Here is a 16,254-nt window from a genome sequence, read left to right as displayed (position 1 = left end):
GCCAGCGTCGCGCACTAGCCCTGGGGTATCGCGCTAGCGCGCTTCGATCGTGCATCACGCCAGCGCCTCCTCGACAATCTTGCCGAGCTCCGGCGCGATGCAGGATAGATCCTCCTCGTCTTTGATCAGCACGCCGATGGCGCGGCGGAAGGCTTCCGGCCAGGGGCTGCCGCCCTTTTCGAGGATGGTGGCGGCGTTGGCCCATTCGACCGCCTCGGCGATTCCTGGCGGCTTGGCCAGCGGACGCGCGCGGATGTCGCGCACGGCGGAAGCCACGGCGCGGGCCGTGGCCTCGGCGACGTCGCCGGCGCGCAGCATGATGATCTCGGCCTCGCGAATGGCGTCGGGATAGGTGATCCAGTGATAGACGCAGCGCCGCCGCAGCGCTTCTGCCAGTTCACGGGTGCGGTTCGAGGTCAGGATGACGATCGGCTGCGCCGTCGCGCGAATGGTGCCGCGCTCGGGAATACTGATTTGGAAATCGGACAGGAACTCCAGCAGCAGCGCTTCGAATTCATGGTCTGAACGGTCGATTTCGTCGACCAGCAGCACGCGCTTTTCCGGCGCCTTCAGCACCTGCAGCAGCGGCCGCGCGATCAGGAAACGGTCGTCATAGATGTCGACCTCGTGCTCGCCGGCATGGCGGATGGCGAGCAGCTGGCGCTGGTAGTTCCACTCGTATAGCGCATGTGCGGCGTCGATGCCTTCATAGCATTGCAGCCGCACCAGATCGCGCCCGAGCAGTTCGGCTATCGCCTTCGCCGCTTCGGTCTTGCCGACGCCGGGCGCGCCTTCGAGCAGCAGCGGCTTGCCCAGCCGGATCGCCAGGAAGATTGCGGTGGCCAGGCTCTCATCGGCGAGATAGTGCGAGGCGGCGAGGCGGGACGCCACCGTCTCCGGCGAGGTCGCGACTGTCTCTGCGCTTGAAGTCCGGGCGCTTCTCTTGGGCATTTCCAGCACTCAGTTCGATGCTTGCGCCTTCAGCGCCCGCAGGATGCGCTCCGGCGTGATCGGCAGCGTGTCGATGCGCACGCCGACGGCGTCGAAGACGGCATTGGCGACCGCCGGGATCTGCGGGTTGGCGCACATTTCGCCCGGCCCCTTGGCGCCATACGGCCCGTCCGCCGAGGGCCGTTCCAGCACGATGATCTCGGTTTGCGCGAGATCGCCAGGACCCGGCATCAGATATTGGTTGAAGTCGGTGCCGCCATGGTCGCGATTGGGATAATAGGGTTCGGTCGTTTCGTAGAGCGCATGGCTGATGCCCATCCACGAGCCTCCGACGAGCTGCTGCTCGACCATTTTCGGGTTCAGCGCGCGGCCGATCTCAAACACGTTCTTCACGGTCAGCACGGTGACCTCGCCGGTCTCGTCGTCGACCTCGACCTCGGCAACCGTGCAGGCGTGCGCGTAGCAGGTCGACGGCTTCATCGCGCCGGTCTCTTTCTCCGGATAGGAGCGCGGGATCAAAAACATGCCGCGGCCGGAAATCGAACGGCCGCGCTTGAAATGCGCCGACAGCGCGACATCGAAGATCGAGATCGATTTCTGCGGCGCGCCCTTGACCAGGATGTTGCCCTGGCCATCGGTCTCGAGGTCCGAGGCATTCACCTCCAGCTCCTCGGCTGCCACTTCCAGCATCACCTGGCGGGCTTCCCTGGCCGCCTGGATGACGGCGTTGCCGGCCCGGTGTGTGCCGCGCGAGGCGAAGGTGCCCATGCAGTGCGGGCCGGTGTCGGTGTCGGCGGTGTCGACGACGACACGGTCGGTCGGCACGCCGATCGTCTCGGCGCAGATCTGCGCCATGATCTGCTTCATGCCCTGGCCGAGATCGACGCTCGACAGCGTCACCATGAAATTGCCGGTCGGCGTCGAATGCACCAGCGCCTGGGTCGGGTCGCCGCCGAGATTCATGCCGGTCGGATAATTGATCGCGGCGACGCCGCGTCCGCGCCTGATCGCCATCTCAAGCTCCCTTCGCGCAAGACGACATCGCCATGAATTTTTCCGCTACCGGCCAGTTGGCGGCGCGCGAGGCTTCCTGCATGCACTCGATCAGTGCCGCGCCCTCGGTCGGCTGCCGATGTGCTTTCATGTCGCCATCGCGATAGGCGTTGATGAAACGGAATTCGAGCGGGTCCATGCCGATCAGCCGCGCGAGCTTGTCCATCTGCACCTCCAGCGCGAAATCGCCGATGGTGACGCCGAAGCCGCGCATCGCCGAGGACGGGGTGCGGTTGGTGTAGACGCAGTAGGTGTCGATCCAGACGTTCGGGATCGTATAGGGGCCGGGATAATGGCCGGCGCCCTTCTGCGCGCCGTAGGGCGAATGGCGCGAATAGGCGCCGGCGTCGGTGTAGCCGTTCACTTTGCGCGCGACGATGCGGCCGTCGTTCATGACGCCGTCCTTGATGACGACTTTCTCGGCGGCGCGCGGCGAGGAAATCTGCATCTCTTCCTCGCGGCTGTAGATAAAACAGACCGGTCGTCCTGTTATTTTGGCGCCAAGGATGGCGATCGGCTCGACGATGACGTCGACCTTGCCGCCAAAGCCGCCGCCGACAGTGCCGCCGACGAAATGCAGCTTGTTGCCGGGCATCTGCAGGATGATCGAGGCGTTATCGAGGGTGAAGAACATCGCCTGCGTGTTGGTGTAGCAGGTGAAGCGGTCGTTACCCTCGGGTGCGACGATGCAGCCGGTCGTTTCGGTCGGCGCATGCTCGATCGGTGAAGACTGGTAGGTCTGTTCGAGCACGTGGTCGGCTCCTGTAAAGCCTGCCTCGACATCGCCGAAGCGCACCTTGCGGCATTCGCCGCTGTCGTAGAGGTAATAATTCCGGCCGTGATATTCGTTGACGATCGGCGCGCCGGGCTTCAGCGCTTCGTCCATGTCGAAGACGGCCGGCAGCACCTCGTAATCGACCTTGACCTTGGCGGCGGCTTCCTGCGCGGCGCGCTCGGTCTCGGCCAGCACCGCCACCACGGCCTCGCCCTTCCAGCGCACCTTGCCGTCGGCCAGCACCGTCTCGTCCTCCGGCCCGATCTGGATCAGGATCAGGATGGTGTAGACATTGTGCGGCACATCCTTGGCGGTCAGCACCTTGACGACGCCGGGGTGCTTTTCCGCCTCTGACGTATCGATGCTGCGGATGCGGGCGTGATGATGCGGGCTGCGCACCATCTTCAGGTGCAGCATGCCGGGAAAATTGCGGTCGGCGAAATAGGCGGTCTTGCCGGTGACATGGCCGGGCGAATCCGAACGCGGCCGCGGCTGGCCGATCTCGTGCAGATCGTCCTTGCGCTGGTCGGCGAAATAGCTCTTGCGGAGTTCCATTTTCTTAACTCCCCTCAAGCCGCGTTCTGCGAATTGGAGCGCGCGGCGCTCAGAACTGCCTGGATGATCGGCTCGTAACCGGTGCAGCGGCAGATATTGCCGGACAGTGCCTCGACCACATCCTCGCGGCTGGGGTTCGGCGTGTGATCCAGCAGCACCTTGGCGGCCATGATCATGCCCGGCGTGCAGAAACCGCATTGCGTGGCGAAAGCATCGAGGAAAGCGCGTTGCAGCGGATGCAGCACGCCGCCTTCCGAAAGCCCCGTGGTCGTGGCGATAGTTGCGCCATTGCAGGTCTCGGCCAGCGTCAGGCAGGACAGCCTGAGCTCGCCGTCGATGATGACCGAGCAGGCGCCGCAAGTGCCTTGATGGCAGCCGCCCTTCGGCGAGGTGTCGCCGATCTTGTCGCGCAACGCATGAAGCAGCGTCGTGCCGCTGTCGATGAACTCGGCTTTCTCCGCACCATTGAGCGTGAACTGAATCGGGACCTTTGCCATCTTTTTACTCCTTGCGCCGCAGCCAGGCGGACATATGCGCCACGGTCTTTCAGGCGAGCAGCAGCCGGCCGAGATGGACCGGCAGGACTTCGTTGCGATACCAGGCGCTGGCGATCGGATCGGTTGGCGGCGAAGTGCCGTCGCGGGCAACGGCCAGTGCCGGTGCGATGCCCTCGCTGGTGAGTTTCCGGCCAATCAAGGCTTTCTCCGCCGCCCTGGCACGGATCGGCCGGTCGGCCATGCAGCCGAGCGCGATCCGCGCTGACGTGACAGTGCCGTCCGGCGCCTGTTCCAGCACGGTGGCGATGCTCAGCACCGAAATGCCCTTTGGCTTGACCCGCGACACTTTCAGGAAGCGAAAGCCGCCTTCGGTCGGAAGCGTGAAGCCGACCGCGGTGACGATAGCGTCATTGCTCTCGCGCCTTGCCAGGAATGTCTCGATCGGCAGCTCGCCGTCGCTGGTGCTGACCGTTGCGTCCAGAGCCAGCAGCGCAACGGTGAAATCGCCGTAAGGCGTTGGCGCGAAGAGATTGCCGCCGACGCTCGCCATGTTGCGGATCGCCGGGCCGCCGACGGCGCGCGCGGCGTGGGCCAGCGGGGCGAGATCCGGATGGCGGGCGATCGCCGCCATGGTCACCGAAGCGCCGATGCGGACCTCGCCGCCGGAAATGTGGATAACCGACAGCGCCGGTTCGGTCGACCTGACGAAACCGGAGATCGACACGTCGCCTTCATTGGCGGCGCGCACGACCAACGTGCCGCCACCGAGGTAGCGGGTGCCGGCGGCTTTCAGCGCCGCGCCGGCGTCCTTCACCGTCGCGAAAGTCTGCAATGCAAGCGTCATGGAACGCTCCCTTTACGCCTGGCTCTGGCCGGCAAAATGGGCCTTCAGGGCGTTGAAGCCGCCCTGGAAGACGTTGGCGCCCATGCCTTCGGCCAGCTTGTCGGCTTCCTCTGGGGGCGCGTCGAAGCTGGCGGTCCATTCGGCATAGGTGCGGTCGCCGTCGGTCACCCGCCGCAACTGCAGCGTCGCCTTGTGGTTGGTGAGCGGCTGCGGCGTCTCCAGGATGGCGTAGCTGACGAGGAAGTTCTCGTCGGAGAAATCGAGCAGCTTTTCGCGCAGGCGGGCGCCGCTGGCGAGCTGGAAATTGCGCACGCAGCCGATCGTGCCGGCATCCTTGCCGTCCTCGATATGGCTTTCGACCATGCGCGGGTGCCAGGTCGGCAGGCCGTTGAAGTCGCGTATGCGCGCCCAGACCTTTTCGACCGGCGCGTCGATGACGCTGGAGATGGTGACTTTCGCCATTTGAACGTTCCCTCGCAAATCAGCTGCCTGGGAGGGTAGGGCGGCAGGCTCGGCGGCGCTTATCAATGCGTCTTGAACGCCTATCAAATAGTCTGAAAAACAGGCGCTCAGCTGATCGCCCGCGCCGCTTCGCGGTAAAGCGTCGGCGGGACGCCGACATGGTCGCGGAAGAAGCGCGAGAAATTGCCTTGCGTGGTGAAGCCGAGATTGCAGGCGACCGAGATCAGCGGCTCCTGCGACCACTGCAACTGCCGCACCGCTTCCTCCATGCGCAGCGTGTTCCAATAGACGTTGGGCGTCAGATTGGTCTGTTCCTTGAACAGTGCGAAGAAATGCGGCCGCGACAGGCCGACGCTGCGCGCCACGTCGTCGAAGCAGATGCGCTCGCAGACATTGGCTTTCATCAGCTGGATCGCCTTGCGGACGCGGAAATCCTGCATGGTGCTGACGCGGGCACGCACGGTCTGCGGTGCGGACGCGTCGGCGGCATCGAGCACGCTGTCGATGAAGCGCTCGATCTCGTAATTGGCGATGTCGTCGATGCTCTCATTGTCGCTGAGATGGTCGAGGAGGTTAGCCGCTGCCTTGTGCAGCCAAGGCTCGAGCGTGATTGCCGGGGCGGAGAACAGCGGCGCGGCGGAAGGCAGCTCGCGGCGTTTCCGTGCCCAGTCCGGATCGATGTAAAAGGCGAGGAACAGGCCGGGCGTGCCGTCGCGGGAGAGAGCGTGGCTGTGCGGCTGGAAGGAATTGATGCCGGCGGCGGTGCCCGGTCCAAGCCGCACCGTCTCACGGCCGATGGTCATCTCGCCGGCGGTGCCTTCCAGCCAGATGATGATATGCGCCTCGACATGGGCGTGGGTGACGAAGTCGCTGGCGACGTTCAGGACAGAAACATGTCCGAACCGGCCCCAGTAGAGCCTGATCGCTTCCGTCATGGGTATATCCTCCCGCAGGCGACTGGCCTCCCTTCGCCTGCTGCGAGCGATTGTGCGGCGCAGTTCGGGCTTGCGTCAAGACGGATGTGCACGTCCGGGCGCCGGCCATGCGCCGCAGCGGCGGATTTTCAGACCCGGCGATAGGAGCGCGTCCCCTTCTCCCCCAGGGGGAGAAGGTGGATCGGCGCGCTAGCGCCGAGACGGTTGAGGGGTGTTGGAAGAAATGAGGCGATGCCAAACTGGAGCCCCCCTCATCCGTCGCCTTCGGCGACACCTTCTCCCACAAGGGGAGAAGGGGGAGGCTGCGCTTGAACGTCAGTCGTTGCGCCTGAAATTGCGGATGCGGTCGAACAGCACGGCGAGCAGGATGGCGCCGCCGATGAACACGCCTTGCCAGAAGGCATTGATGCCGAGCAGGCCGAGGCTGTTGCGGATGACCTCGATCAGCGCGGCGCCGACGACCGCGCCGAAGGCGGTGCCCATGCCGCCGGCCAGGTTGGCGCCGCCGATGACGGTGGCGGCGATCACCTGAAGCTCCATGCCGTTGCCGAGATTGGTGGTGACCGCGCCCAGCCAGCCGGTCTGGATGATACCGGCAAGCCCTGCCGCCAATGCCGAGATCATGTAGACTACGACCTTGATCTGGCGCACCGGAACGCCGGTCAGCGTTGCCGCATGCTCGTTGCCGCCGATGGCGAAGATGTGCCGGCCGAATTTCGTCCAGCGCAGCACAAAGCCGGTGATCAACGCCAGCACGATCATGTAGAGCACCGGATTGGCAATGCCGAACACCCAGGCGCCGCCGCCCAGTGCCAGCAGCTTGTCGTGGTCCGGCCCGAACTGGAAGACGACGGTGTTGTTGGAGGCGACCATGGCTAGGCTGCGCGCAATCGACAGCATGCCGAGCGTCACCACGAAAGGCGGAAAGCCGAGATAGGCGATCAGAACCCCGTTGAAGGCGCCGATGATCAGCGCTGTGGCGATCGCAGCGCCAATGCCGATCTCAATGCCGTAGCCGGCATGCATGGTCACGGCCAGCACCATCGAGCACAGGCAAAGCACCGAGCCGACCGACAGGTCGATACCGCCGGTGATGATGACGAAGGTCATGCCGAGCGCCACGATGGCGACGAAGGTAACGTTGCGGGTGATGTTGTAGAGGTTCTTGGTCGTGGCGAAGGAATCCGTGGCCACCGACAGGAACAGGCAGGCGAGGATGACCGCGATCACCACCCAGAAGGTCTGGCTGGCAAACACCTTGCTCAGCAAGGTGTGCTGCTTGTGCGCGATCGTCTGATCAAGGGTGACTGCCATTATCGACCTTTTTTACTCATGGTTGAGGCGTCAATCATACCTGTTCGATGGCGCCGGTGATGAGTCCGGTGACTTCTTCCGGCGAACTCGATGCGATCGTCTTGTCGGCGACCTTGCGGCCGCGCCGCATGACGATGACGCGGTCGGCGACGTCAAAGACGTCGGGCATGCGGTGGCTGATCAGCACGACGGCGATGCCCTGGTCGCGCAAATGGCGGATCAGGTTCAGCACCTCGGCGACCTGGCGCACCGAGATCGCCGCCGTCGGCTCGTCCATCAGCACGATCTTGGCCTGCGAAAGCATGGTGCGGGCGATCGCCACCGCCTGCCGCTGGCCGCCCGACATTTGCTTGACCAGGTCGCGCGGGCGCGTTTCGGATTTCAGCTCGGCGAAGATCTGGCCGGCACGCTTGTACATCGCGGCATAGTCGAGGATGCGAAGCGGCCCGAGGCCGCGGCGCAATTCACGGCCGAGATAGACGTTGGCGGCGGCCGTCAGATTGTTGCACAGAGCCAGGTCCTGATGGACGATTTCGATGCCGTGCTGGCGCGCCTCGACCGGCTTGTGCAGGATCAGCTCCTTGCCGTCCATCTGCATCGTGCCATGGCTCGGCGGGAAATTGCCGGCGATCATCTTGACCAGCGTCGACTTACCGGCGCCGTTGTCGCCCATCAGGCCGACAACCTGTCCGGCCTCGATCGACAACGAAACGTCGTTGACCGCCTGGATGGCGCCAAAATGCTTCGAGATGTTGGTGAGTTCGAGAACCGCCACCAGCCTTCTTGCCTCCCCGTGCTTTGCGGCCTGCGGTTCTGCCGCGGCCTTTCGCTCTCCCCAGTTCCTCCCGGAGGCAGCGATTTTGCCCATTTACGCATAAGCCACCTTGGCGTCAACCACGGCTTCTTTCGAAAAATCAGTTTTGTAGGACAAATAGCATTGACGTCGGTGACAAGGCGATATTAGCTAAGTGTCGGAGGAGCTTGCGCCGATCTCCCGGGTTGCCGGAAGGAATCGGTGAGGGTTTGTCGGTCAGGGATTTGGCAACCAGCAGTATCTGTCGGTGCCGGTCTGAGACTGAATACGAAAATGCTTATCGACCTGGCTTGGCGACACGAGTGCGACGTCCTCTGTCATCTTGCTCCGGGTCGGTCTGTGTGTGGCGGGCACGCCGTGTCCGTTTATTTCAAAGGGAGGACTGACATGAGGAAATCATTATTGCTCGCCGCCGCCGCCGTCATGGCGCTGGGTGCAGGGCCGGCTATGGCCAAGAAACAGCTCGTCATCGTCGTGAAGGGTCTCGACAATCCATTCTTCGAGGCCATCCACCAGGGTTGCGAGAAATGGAACAAGGAAAACGCCAGCTCGGAATATGAGTGCTTCTACACCGGACCGGCGTCGACCTCGGATGAGGCCGGTGAAGCCCAGATCGTCCAGGACATGCTGAGCAAGCCCGACACGGTGGCGATGGCGATTTCGCCGTCGAACGCGCCATTGATCGCGCAGACGATCAAAAGCGCCAATCCGTCGATCCCGATCATGACCCTCGACGCCGACCTCAGCAAGGAAGATGCGGCGCTGCGCAAGACCTATCTCGGCACCGACAATTACCTGATGGGTCACAAGATCGGCGAATACATCAAGAAGGCCAAGCCGAATGGCGGCAAGATCTGCACCATCGAAGGCAATCCGGCCGCCGACAATATCCTGCGCCGCGCGCAGGGCATGCGTGACGCGCTGTCGGGCAAGGACGGCCTCGCGGCGCTGGCGGGCGAAGGCGGCTGGACGGAAGTTGCCGGCTGCCCGGTGTTCACCAATGACGACGGCGCCAAGGGCGTGCAGGCGATGACCGACATCCTCGCCGCCAATCCCGATCTCGACGCCTTCGGCATCATGGGCGGCTGGCCGCTGTTCGGCGCTCCGCAGCCCTACCGCGACCTGTTCAAGCCGATGGCCGACAAGATCGCCAGCAACGCCTTCGTCATCGGCGCCGCCGACACGATCGGCGACGAGGTGGCGATTGCTCGTGACGGGCTGGTGACCGCACTGGTTGGCCAGCGGCCGTTCGAGATGGGCTACAAGGCGCCCTCGGTGATGATCGACCTGGTCGACGGCAAGCCGGTCGCCGATCCGGTGTTCACCGGCCTCGACGAATGCACCAAGGACACCGTCGACACCTGCATCCAGAAGTAGGTTCGCAGTTTCGGGGCGCCCGTCGGGCGCCCCGTTACGCATCGTCCATACAAACGCACGAGGCGACGCTGCTTTGGAGCGTAGGCCGCTGCTTTGTCGTGCCCTGAATTCAGGCTTTCGACAAGCAGCTGCCGGGGAATACGAATGCCGGACGCGACATCAAAAAAGCGACCCGCCAAGTTGAAGGCAGAGCCTGGGCGGCCGGCCGGCGTTCGGCGTGCCGACGCCGCACACTTTCCCGGCTCGAGCGTGCATGCCTCGCTCGCCAATGAAATCGGGCTGAGGATCGTGCGCGGCGACTATCCGCCGGGAACCATCCTGCCCAACGAAGCCAAATGGTCGGAGACCTTCGACGTCAGCCGCTCGGCGGTGCGCGAGGCGATCAAGATGCTGATGGCCAAGAGCCTATTGGCGTCACGCCCGAAAATCGGCAGCTGGGTCGAGCCGAAGGAGCGCTGGAACCTGCTCGATCGCGACGTGCTGGCCTGGTACGCGACCTCGCCGGACCGCGAGGTGTTCCTCAGGACCGTGCAGGAGTTCCGCCACATCATCGAGCCGGAGGCAAGCGCCTTTGCCGCCATGCGGCGCACCGATGAGCAGATGGCCGAGATCAGCCAGGCCTGCCGCGAGATGGGCGAGGCGACCAACCTGCAGGAGCGCACGCGCGCCGACACGCGGTTTCATCTCGCCATCCTGCGGGCCTCGGGCAACGATCTGCTGGTGCCGCTCGGCGTGCTGATCGAATCGGCGCTCGACCACCTGTTTGTTTTCGTCACGCGCGAAACCAGCGACCAGCAGCATGCGCAGAGGCTGCATGAGGCAATCGAGAAGAACATCCGCCTGCAGCGGCCAGCTGCAGCCCGTGCCGCGGTGCACAGGCTTCTTGCCAACACCGACGATGTCATCGGCCGGTCGCGGCGGTGATGGTTGCACAGGGCAGCGTTGCTCAGAACTGTTGCAAAACTCGCATTCCTTCGCGCCCCCTCTGTCCTACCGGACATCTCGCCCACGAGGGGGCCATCGCAGATAGCAAGCCGAGGCTTTCGCTCTACGATGGACCCCACCCCTAACCCCTCCCCACAAGGGGGAGGGAGACTTCCGTTGGCGCTGACCTCGGCAAATTGCCTGCCTTTCGGCGCCAAAGGGGAAGTTAAAGGCGCGCGGCAGCATTCCCTCCCCCTTGTGGGGAGGGTTAGGGTGGGGGTCCATCTTCGTAAGAATCCAAATGCGATTGCCCAGCGCAACAGAGGGGGGAGATTGGATGCCACTTCGGCCTTCGCCAATCACCAACCTTAGGGCCAAGCAATGAGGGGCGGCGACCTCGGGTGGGACAGGAATTCGGACTTTTTTGCCTTCGCAGCTATTTTGTTCTTGCTTTGTGCCGGCAGCTATGCTACTAATTTGCGTATGGTGCCAATTGGCTCCAACGACCCGCCCGCCGAGGCGGTTTTTTTGTTTCCGGCTTCTTCCGATCGGAAGTGCGCGTGCTTTGGTGCACAGACTTCTCGCCAATACCGACATTATCGGCCGGTTTCGCCGCTGATTCGATCGTTTCTCGGCCAACTGCGTGTAAGTCGGGTCAACCAGCATTCCCGTTAGTCGCAAATCGCAAATCTAGGAGATTAGCCGAAACCCTCCCTTCGTCATCCCAGGGTCTGCACGACGTCGCTTCGCTCCTGCTCCGCCCTGGGATGACGAAGGTGTGGTGTCATATGCTAATCGCCAGCGTTGGAGATTGGCGGATGTAGCTGGTCGGCAGCGAACGTTTGCAGTTGCGACACTTCCCAGGCGTTAACCCCAACGTTCTCAGATCGTCTGCTTTTTGCCATCCCTGGTCGGCATCAGGTCGACGCCGTTGACCTTGCCGATGTGCGTCGCCAGCATCGGCACGTACTGATCGGCGGGGCCGGTGGCGAAGGCGCCGGCGAAGGCGTTCTTGGTGGCGTTGCCGAGCGGGTTGGCGATGCCGGCAGCACCCGCCATCGATTCGAGATAGGTGAGATCCTTGAAGGCGTTGGCGATGGTGAATTTGTGCGCGTCGCGGTCGCCTTCCAGCGTCCAGCGCATGAAGGTCTGGTAGAAGCCGCAATCCATGCGGCCGTTGCGGATGACGCTGTCGAAGCGCGGCGGCGAGATGCCAACCTTCTGCGCCAGCGCCAGCGCCTCGGAATAGATCGCGGCGTAGCCGAGCGAGATGAAATTGTTGAGCAGCTTCATGCGATGGCCGTCGCCGGTATCGCCGATATGGACGATGCGCCCGGCCCAGGTTTCGAGCACCGGCTTCAGCCGGGCAAAGACCGCATCAGGCGCGCCGACCATGGCGTCGAGCGTGCCTTCCCAAGCCTCCTTCGGGGTGCGGCTGAGCGGGGAATCGACATAATCGACGCCGAGCCCCTTGAGTTCGGCGGCCAGCGTCACCGTCGAGACAGGATCCGAGGTCGAGCAATCGACGACAACCGATCCCAGCTTCAGGCCTTCCTTGAGACCGCCTGGGCCGCGGATGATGGCTTCGACCTCGCGCGAGCCGGTGACGCAGATGAAGACAACCGTCGATGCCGCCGCGACGTCGCGCGAGGTCTCCGCTTCCTTGGCACCGCGGCCGAGCAGGTCTTCCGCCGGCGCGCGGTTCTTGCGGCCGAGAAACGTCAGCGGATAGCCCTTGTCGACGATGTTCTTCGCGATCCCGTGCCCCATCAGGCCAAGCCCGATGAAGCCGATCTTTTCGCTCGCGGCGGTCGTGTTCATGTCATTTCGTCCTATTTGCAATGATGGATGACGGCGCTGCAGCTTGCCGGCGAATTGTTGAAGCGGGTTTTTGCCGCTCGCCGTGGCAGGCGATTGCAGAGTTCGATATTGTCTGACAATACACATGAATCTTAGGGAATGTGGAGAGCAAAATGACGAAGCGGATCATGTTCACCGGCGGCAGCGGCAAGGCCGGGCGCCACGTCGTGCAGTATCTGGTCGAGCAGGGCTGCCAGGTGCTCAACATCGACACCAAGCCGCTCGACAATCCCAAGGTGCGCACGCTGATCACCGACATCACCGACAGCGGGCAGGTGTTCAATGCGCTGTCGAGCTATATGGGCCTGCATGAATTCGACCCGTCGCTGCGTACGCAGCCGGTCGATGCCGTGGTGCATTTCGCGGCGATCCCGCGCATCATGATCACGCCCGACAATGAGGTGTTCCGCATCAACGCGCTCGGCACCTACAACGTCATCGAGGCCGCGGTGAAGCTCGGCATCCGCAAGGTGGTGATCGCCTCCAGCGAAACGACCTACGGGCTGGTCTTCGCCAACGAGCCGCGCAACCCGACGCATTTTCCGCTCGACGAGGAGTACGACGTCGACCCGATGGACAGCTATGCGCTGTCCAAGGTCGTCAACGAGAAGACGGCGCGCGCCTTTGCGCTGCGCAGCGGCTTCGACATTTATGCCTTGCGCATCGGCAACGTCATCGAGCCGCATGAATATTCGCTGTTTCCGAAATGGTTCGCCGATCCGGGTTTCCGCAAGCGCATCGCCTGGAGCTATATCGACGCGCGCGACCTCGGCCAGATCACGCTGCGCGCCATCGAGAAGGACGGGCTCGGTTATCAGGTGTTCAACGCCGCCAACGACGACACCTCGTCCGACCTGCCGACAGCCGAACTGCTGAAGCGGTTTTATCCCGATGTGCCGGTCAAAGGTGAACTTGGCGAATACGAGACGCTGCTCTCCAATCGCAAGGCGCGCGACATGCTCGGCTTCCGGCCGGAGCACAGCTGGCGGAAATACGTCAAGACGAGCTGACGGGCGCAGCTGACGCGGAGCCGGCACTGGGCCAGCCCCGAATTGCTGGTCATGAGGCCAGGTTCACGTGTTTGCCGCGCGCGGCAAACTCGAGCTACTTGTCCTTCCAGAATTCGGCCTGGAGTTGCGCCGCTTCATCGGCAAGCAGCGGGCCGACGACTTCAGTCGGACGCTGCCCGGCTTCGAAGACGATCCTGCAGGGCAGGTCGAGTGTGGGGTTCTCGACATGTGCGCCCGTCAACCCCTTGAGGTCATGTTCGCTCTGCCCAAAGACGACCCGTCCGATGCCCGCCCAATAGATTGTCCCGGAGCACATCGCGCAAGGTTCGGCCGAAGTGTAGAGGGTGCAGGAAGCCAGCTTTTCGAGACTGACATTCATCCCCGCCCACGACGCCAGCAGCCTTTCGGCGTGAGCGGTGCGGTCGCCCCCGCCGGCTTTGTAAGCGTTGGGCTGCTCGCGCAACACCTTGCCGTCCTTGTCGGCGAGCAGCGAACCAAAGGGATGTTCGCCGGCATCGCGGGCCCTGCGCGCGACTTCGAACGCCTGACGGAGCAGCCGCTCATCATAGGGGCGTTGTGGCATCGGCAGATCCTCCGGCAGCTGCAGCGGGGTCTTTGCCGTCGTCAATCACTTCGTCGGCTTCCTCGCCTGTCGCAATGCGCATGACATGGACTGCGTTGCCGATCACATCGGAGGGCGCTTCTGGCCTCTAGGACCGGTTGGCATAGGCTGGCTTCCCAAGTGTCCGGGCATCATTCATGCAGTCGGCCTTTATAGCCTCATAGTCCGGGCCCTGCCGTTCAACCGAGCGTCCGTCATAATGGCGACCGCCAAATCGGTACATGCCAGCTGAGATCTCGCCAGAGGTAAACGTCCAACCTTCCAATGCGTCTTGATTGTGATCGCTCACGATTGCTCCCATGCTTTCCGGTAAGCATACAGGAGCTCAGCCCGATATGGAAAATGCATATTGCATTCCGTCAGTGATATCGTCGCGCTGATCCAAGCCAAAGAGGCAGAGAAGCCTATGGTTCGCGGCCAAAAAGCAGGGAGTGAGGACATTTGAAGTACGAGTGGGCGAACAATCCTCACTTGTTTATTCCAATAACAGCATGTGTCGTTGTCTTGGCCCTGAGTTTCGCAGCCATGTTCGTCGCACTCCTAAGCATAATTCTGCGCACCGATTTCTATGGGTCAATCGATGACCAGAACCTTCCATGGGGCGAACGACTGGGGAAGCGAGACGCAAGGCTTCGTGCTGGATTTTGGTCAGCGCGCTTCCTGATGCCGCGCCGGGTGATTGCATATGGTGCTGTTGTGTTCTTCTGCAGCTTCGGTGCGGTCGAGCTTATTTTAACCGTCTTCGGCCATCCGTCTTGATCGAATTTTCAAACTGACCCACTACCACCAGGCTCAAGCCTCGTTGCGACTGGGGCGTTGAGCCAGCCAGATGCTGCCGATGACGAAAACGACGCCGGCGATTTGAGGCAAGGTCAGTGTCTGATCCAGGAATACCCATCCAAGCAGCACGGCGGTCACCGGGCTGAGGAAAAGCAGCGATGACACCACCGAAGATTCGAGTCGCGCAATGCCCCGGAACCAGAGGACATAAGTCAGCGCCGCACCGATCAGCCCGAGCCACGCCAGTCCAAGCAGGTTGGCCGCGGTCGGGAACGGGATGGGTGGTTCGAAAAGCAGGACCACCGGAACGAGAAGGAGACCACCGGCAGTCAGTTGCCATGCCGTAAAGGCGAGCAGCGATGCTGGCGGCTGCCACTTGCGGCTCAACACGCTTCCGAAGGCCATTGAGGCCGCCCCGGCGAGGCCGGCGGCAACGCCGGCCGCATCGAGCGTCGCGTTCGGGGTCAGCACCAGCAACGCGACACCTACGATCCCGACAAGGGCGGCGACGATCGCCAACCGGCGGACAGGGCTGGCAAGCAGGGCAGCGGCAAGGAAAATCACAATCAATGGCTGGACCGACAGCACGGTCGCCGCGACCCCGCCCGGAAGCCGGTAGGCGGCGACAAACAACATGCTCAGGAAGATCGAGATGTTGAGGGCTCCGAGGACGAAACTGCGCAGCCACCATATGCCCGTCGGCAGTTGCCGAACGATCGCCAGCAGCAGCAATCCGGCGGGCAGGGCTCGCAGCATTGCGACCGTCATCGGCGAGAAGTTCGGCAGGAACTGCGTGGTGACGATATAGGTGCTGCCCCATATCGCGGGTGCGATGGCTGTAAGCAGCAGATCGGAACGGTGCGTTTTCATAAGATTTCCAGAACTTCGGCAAGAGGGCGGCGCGGCTTTTGCGGCCAGTTTCCGGGCGCGGCGCGGCCGACCGCGATGAGCATCACCGGCACTTCATTCCGCGCAAGGCCAAACTCGCGCGCCACGCCGTCGGCATCGAAGCCTGCCATCGGACCGGAGACCAGCCCCAGCGCTTCGGCCGCGAAGATCAGCGTTGCCGCGCCAAGCGTTGCCGAGCGCACCGCTTCGTCGCGGGCCGCTAGAGGATCGGCATATTGGGCGCGGGCGCCCTCCCGCCAGCCCGAAGCCATATCCACCGGCATGAAGCCGGCTTCGACGAAAGGACGCAGCCTGGCATTGAGGGCAGCGTGGTCGGGCAGTACGCCGCAGATGATGAAGGTGACGGCGGCGTCCTGCACCTTGGCCTGGCCATGGGCGAGGCTGCGCAATCGTGCCTTTGCTTCCGGCGTCCGCACCGCGATGAACCGCCAATTCTGAAGGTTGTAGGCGCTTGGCGCGCGCGTTGCGAGGCGTGCCAGTTCCTCGATCTCGGCATCCGTCAATGCGTGCGAGGCATCGAACCGATTGGCCGACATGCGCCGCTCGATAAGGGAGATTGCGGGGTTGGTCAT

General features: G+C 63.2%; 17 protein-coding genes. 4 read left to right on the top strand and 13 right to left on the bottom strand.

All coding sequences use genetic code 11. The features are described 5' to 3' along the window. Window positions 1-54 precede the first annotated feature (54 nt). From NKI41_RS20410 to NKI41_RS20370, 9 genes are all read right to left on the bottom strand, one after another. Window positions 55-951, bottom strand: a complete 897-nt coding sequence (locus NKI41_RS20410) for an AAA family ATPase (RefSeq protein WP_352684804.1) — start codon at window positions 949-951, stop codon at window positions 55-57. Window positions 952-960: 9 nt separating this feature from the next. Further along, window positions 961-1,965, bottom strand: coding sequence for a xanthine dehydrogenase family protein molybdopterin-binding subunit (locus tag NKI41_RS20405; protein ID WP_254820526.1), 1,005 nt, complete (start codon window positions 1,963-1,965; stop codon window positions 961-963). A 1-nt stretch (window position 1,966) separates the two neighbouring features. Further along, window positions 1,967-3,334, bottom strand: a complete 1,368-nt coding sequence (locus tag NKI41_RS20400; protein ID WP_352684801.1) for a xanthine dehydrogenase family protein molybdopterin-binding subunit — start codon at window positions 3,332-3,334, stop codon at window positions 1,967-1,969. A 14-nt stretch (window positions 3,335-3,348) separates the two neighbouring features. Then, complete coding sequence (locus NKI41_RS20395) at window positions 3,349-3,831, bottom strand: (2Fe-2S)-binding protein (RefSeq protein ID WP_352684799.1); 483 nt, start codon at window positions 3,829-3,831, stop codon at window positions 3,349-3,351. A gap of 49 nt (window positions 3,832-3,880) precedes the next feature. Then, window positions 3,881-4,675, bottom strand: a complete 795-nt coding sequence (locus tag NKI41_RS20390; RefSeq protein WP_352684797.1) for an FAD binding domain-containing protein — start codon at window positions 4,673-4,675, stop codon at window positions 3,881-3,883. A gap of 12 nt (window positions 4,676-4,687) precedes the next feature. Continuing rightward, window positions 4,688-5,137 (bottom strand): SRPBCC family protein, encoded by a 450-nt coding sequence (locus tag NKI41_RS20385; protein ID WP_352684795.1) that lies wholly within the window; start codon window positions 5,135-5,137, stop codon window positions 4,688-4,690. Between the two features lie 107 nt (window positions 5,138-5,244). Then, on the bottom strand, window positions 5,245-6,072 hold the full coding sequence (locus NKI41_RS20380) for a helix-turn-helix domain-containing protein (RefSeq protein WP_352684793.1): 828 nt from the start codon (window positions 6,070-6,072) through the stop codon (window positions 5,245-5,247). A gap of 315 nt (window positions 6,073-6,387) precedes the next feature. Beyond that, complete coding sequence (locus NKI41_RS20375; RefSeq protein WP_254820532.1) at window positions 6,388-7,386, bottom strand: ABC transporter permease; 999 nt, start codon at window positions 7,384-7,386, stop codon at window positions 6,388-6,390. A 34-nt stretch (window positions 7,387-7,420) separates the two neighbouring features. Further along, entirely contained in the window at window positions 7,421-8,161 is a 741-nt protein-coding gene (locus tag NKI41_RS20370) for an ATP-binding cassette domain-containing protein (protein WP_023675804.1), read from the bottom strand. Between the two features lie 426 nt (window positions 8,162-8,587). On the opposite strand from NKI41_RS20370, the gene NKI41_RS20365 reads away from it, so the two are divergent. Then, window positions 8,588-9,577: a sugar-binding protein gene (locus tag NKI41_RS20365; protein ID WP_023675805.1), complete on the top strand. Its 990-nt coding sequence runs from the start codon at window positions 8,588-8,590 to the stop codon at window positions 9,575-9,577. Window positions 9,578-9,721: 144 nt separating this feature from the next. After that, entirely contained in the window at window positions 9,722-10,501 is a 780-nt protein-coding gene (locus NKI41_RS20360; RefSeq protein ID WP_352684790.1) for a FadR/GntR family transcriptional regulator, read from the top strand. A gap of 882 nt (window positions 10,502-11,383) precedes the next feature. Here the strand turns inward: NKI41_RS20360 and NKI41_RS20355 are convergent. Beyond that, the gene (locus NKI41_RS20355) at window positions 11,384-12,322 is read right to left on the bottom strand and encodes an NAD(P)-dependent oxidoreductase (protein WP_352684788.1); all 939 of its coding nucleotides are present in this window, start codon (window positions 12,320-12,322) and stop codon (window positions 11,384-11,386) included. 152 nt (window positions 12,323-12,474) lie between these two features. Here NKI41_RS20355 and NKI41_RS20350 point away from each other — a divergent pair, with 152 nt between their 5' ends. Further along, complete coding sequence (locus NKI41_RS20350) at window positions 12,475-13,371, top strand: NAD-dependent epimerase/dehydratase family protein (RefSeq protein WP_352579825.1); 897 nt, start codon at window positions 12,475-12,477, stop codon at window positions 13,369-13,371. 94 nt (window positions 13,372-13,465) lie between these two features. Here NKI41_RS20350 and NKI41_RS20345 read toward each other — a convergent pair whose 3' ends face one another. Beyond that, a complete protein-coding gene (locus tag NKI41_RS20345; protein WP_352684785.1) occupies window positions 13,466-13,954 on the bottom strand; it encodes a nucleoside deaminase in 489 nt (162 codons plus the stop codon). Window positions 13,955-14,434: 480 nt separating this feature from the next. Here NKI41_RS20345 and NKI41_RS20340 point away from each other — a divergent pair, with 480 nt between their 5' ends. Continuing rightward, a complete protein-coding gene (locus NKI41_RS20340) occupies window positions 14,435-14,752 on the top strand; it encodes a hypothetical protein (RefSeq protein WP_352684783.1) in 318 nt (105 codons plus the stop codon). Between the two features lie 33 nt (window positions 14,753-14,785). Here NKI41_RS20340 and NKI41_RS20335 read toward each other — a convergent pair whose 3' ends face one another. Both NKI41_RS20335 and NKI41_RS20330 read right to left on the bottom strand, forming a co-directional pair. Then, window positions 14,786-15,643: an EamA family transporter gene (locus NKI41_RS20335; RefSeq protein WP_352684781.1), complete on the bottom strand. Its 858-nt coding sequence runs from the start codon at window positions 15,641-15,643 to the stop codon at window positions 14,786-14,788. Next, complete coding sequence (locus NKI41_RS20330) at window positions 15,640-16,254, bottom strand: nitroreductase family protein (protein WP_352684779.1); 615 nt, start codon at window positions 16,252-16,254, stop codon at window positions 15,640-15,642. Before NKI41_RS20330 ends, NKI41_RS20335 begins: the two co-directional genes overlap by 4 nt.

This window comes from Mesorhizobium sp. M0601, from assembly GCF_040320845.1.
In the GTDB taxonomy this organism is placed as follows: domain Bacteria; phylum Pseudomonadota; class Alphaproteobacteria; order Rhizobiales; family Rhizobiaceae; genus Mesorhizobium.
The sequence above is the reverse complement of the archived record's forward strand: the minus strand, read 5'-3'. Positions and strand labels throughout refer to the sequence as shown.

Bases quoted from the DNA above. Each gene is read 5' to 3' on its own strand.
- NKI41_RS20410 (WP_352684804.1), bottom strand. From the start codon at position 951: ATGCCCAAGAGAAGCGCCCGGACTTCAAGCGCAGAGACAGTCGCGACC.
- NKI41_RS20405 (WP_254820526.1), bottom strand. From the start codon at position 1,965: ATGGCGATCAGGCGCGGACGCGGCGTCGCCGCGATCAATTATCCGACC.
- NKI41_RS20400 (WP_352684801.1), bottom strand. From the start codon at position 3,334: ATGGAACTCCGCAAGAGCTATTTCGCCGACCAGCGCAAGGACGATCTG.
- NKI41_RS20395 (WP_352684799.1), bottom strand. From the start codon at position 3,831: ATGGCAAAGGTCCCGATTCAGTTCACGCTCAATGGTGCGGAGAAAGCC.
- NKI41_RS20390 (WP_352684797.1), bottom strand. From the start codon at position 4,675: ATGACGCTTGCATTGCAGACTTTCGCGACGGTGAAGGACGCCGGCGCG.
- NKI41_RS20385 (WP_352684795.1), bottom strand. From the start codon at position 5,137: ATGGCGAAAGTCACCATCTCCAGCGTCATCGACGCGCCGGTCGAAAAG.
- NKI41_RS20380 (WP_352684793.1), bottom strand. From the start codon at position 6,072: ATGACGGAAGCGATCAGGCTCTACTGGGGCCGGTTCGGACATGTTTCT.
- NKI41_RS20375 (WP_254820532.1), bottom strand. From the start codon at position 7,386: ATGGCAGTCACCCTTGATCAGACGATCGCGCACAAGCAGCACACCTTG.
- NKI41_RS20365 (WP_023675805.1), top strand. From the start codon at position 8,588: ATGAGGAAATCATTATTGCTCGCCGCCGCCGCCGTCATGGCGCTGGGT.
- NKI41_RS20360 (WP_352684790.1), top strand. From the start codon at position 9,722: ATGCCGGACGCGACATCAAAAAAGCGACCCGCCAAGTTGAAGGCAGAG.
- NKI41_RS20355 (WP_352684788.1), bottom strand. From the start codon at position 12,322: ATGAACACGACCGCCGCGAGCGAAAAGATCGGCTTCATCGGGCTTGGC.
- NKI41_RS20350 (WP_352579825.1), top strand. From the start codon at position 12,475: ATGACGAAGCGGATCATGTTCACCGGCGGCAGCGGCAAGGCCGGGCGC.
- NKI41_RS20345 (WP_352684785.1), bottom strand. From the start codon at position 13,954: ATGCCACAACGCCCCTATGATGAGCGGCTGCTCCGTCAGGCGTTCGAA.
- NKI41_RS20335 (WP_352684781.1), bottom strand. From the start codon at position 15,643: ATGAAAACGCACCGTTCCGATCTGCTGCTTACAGCCATCGCACCCGCG.
- NKI41_RS20330 (WP_352684779.1), bottom strand. From the start codon at position 16,254: ATGACCAACCCCGCAATCTCCCTTATCGAGCGGCGCATGTCGGCCAAT.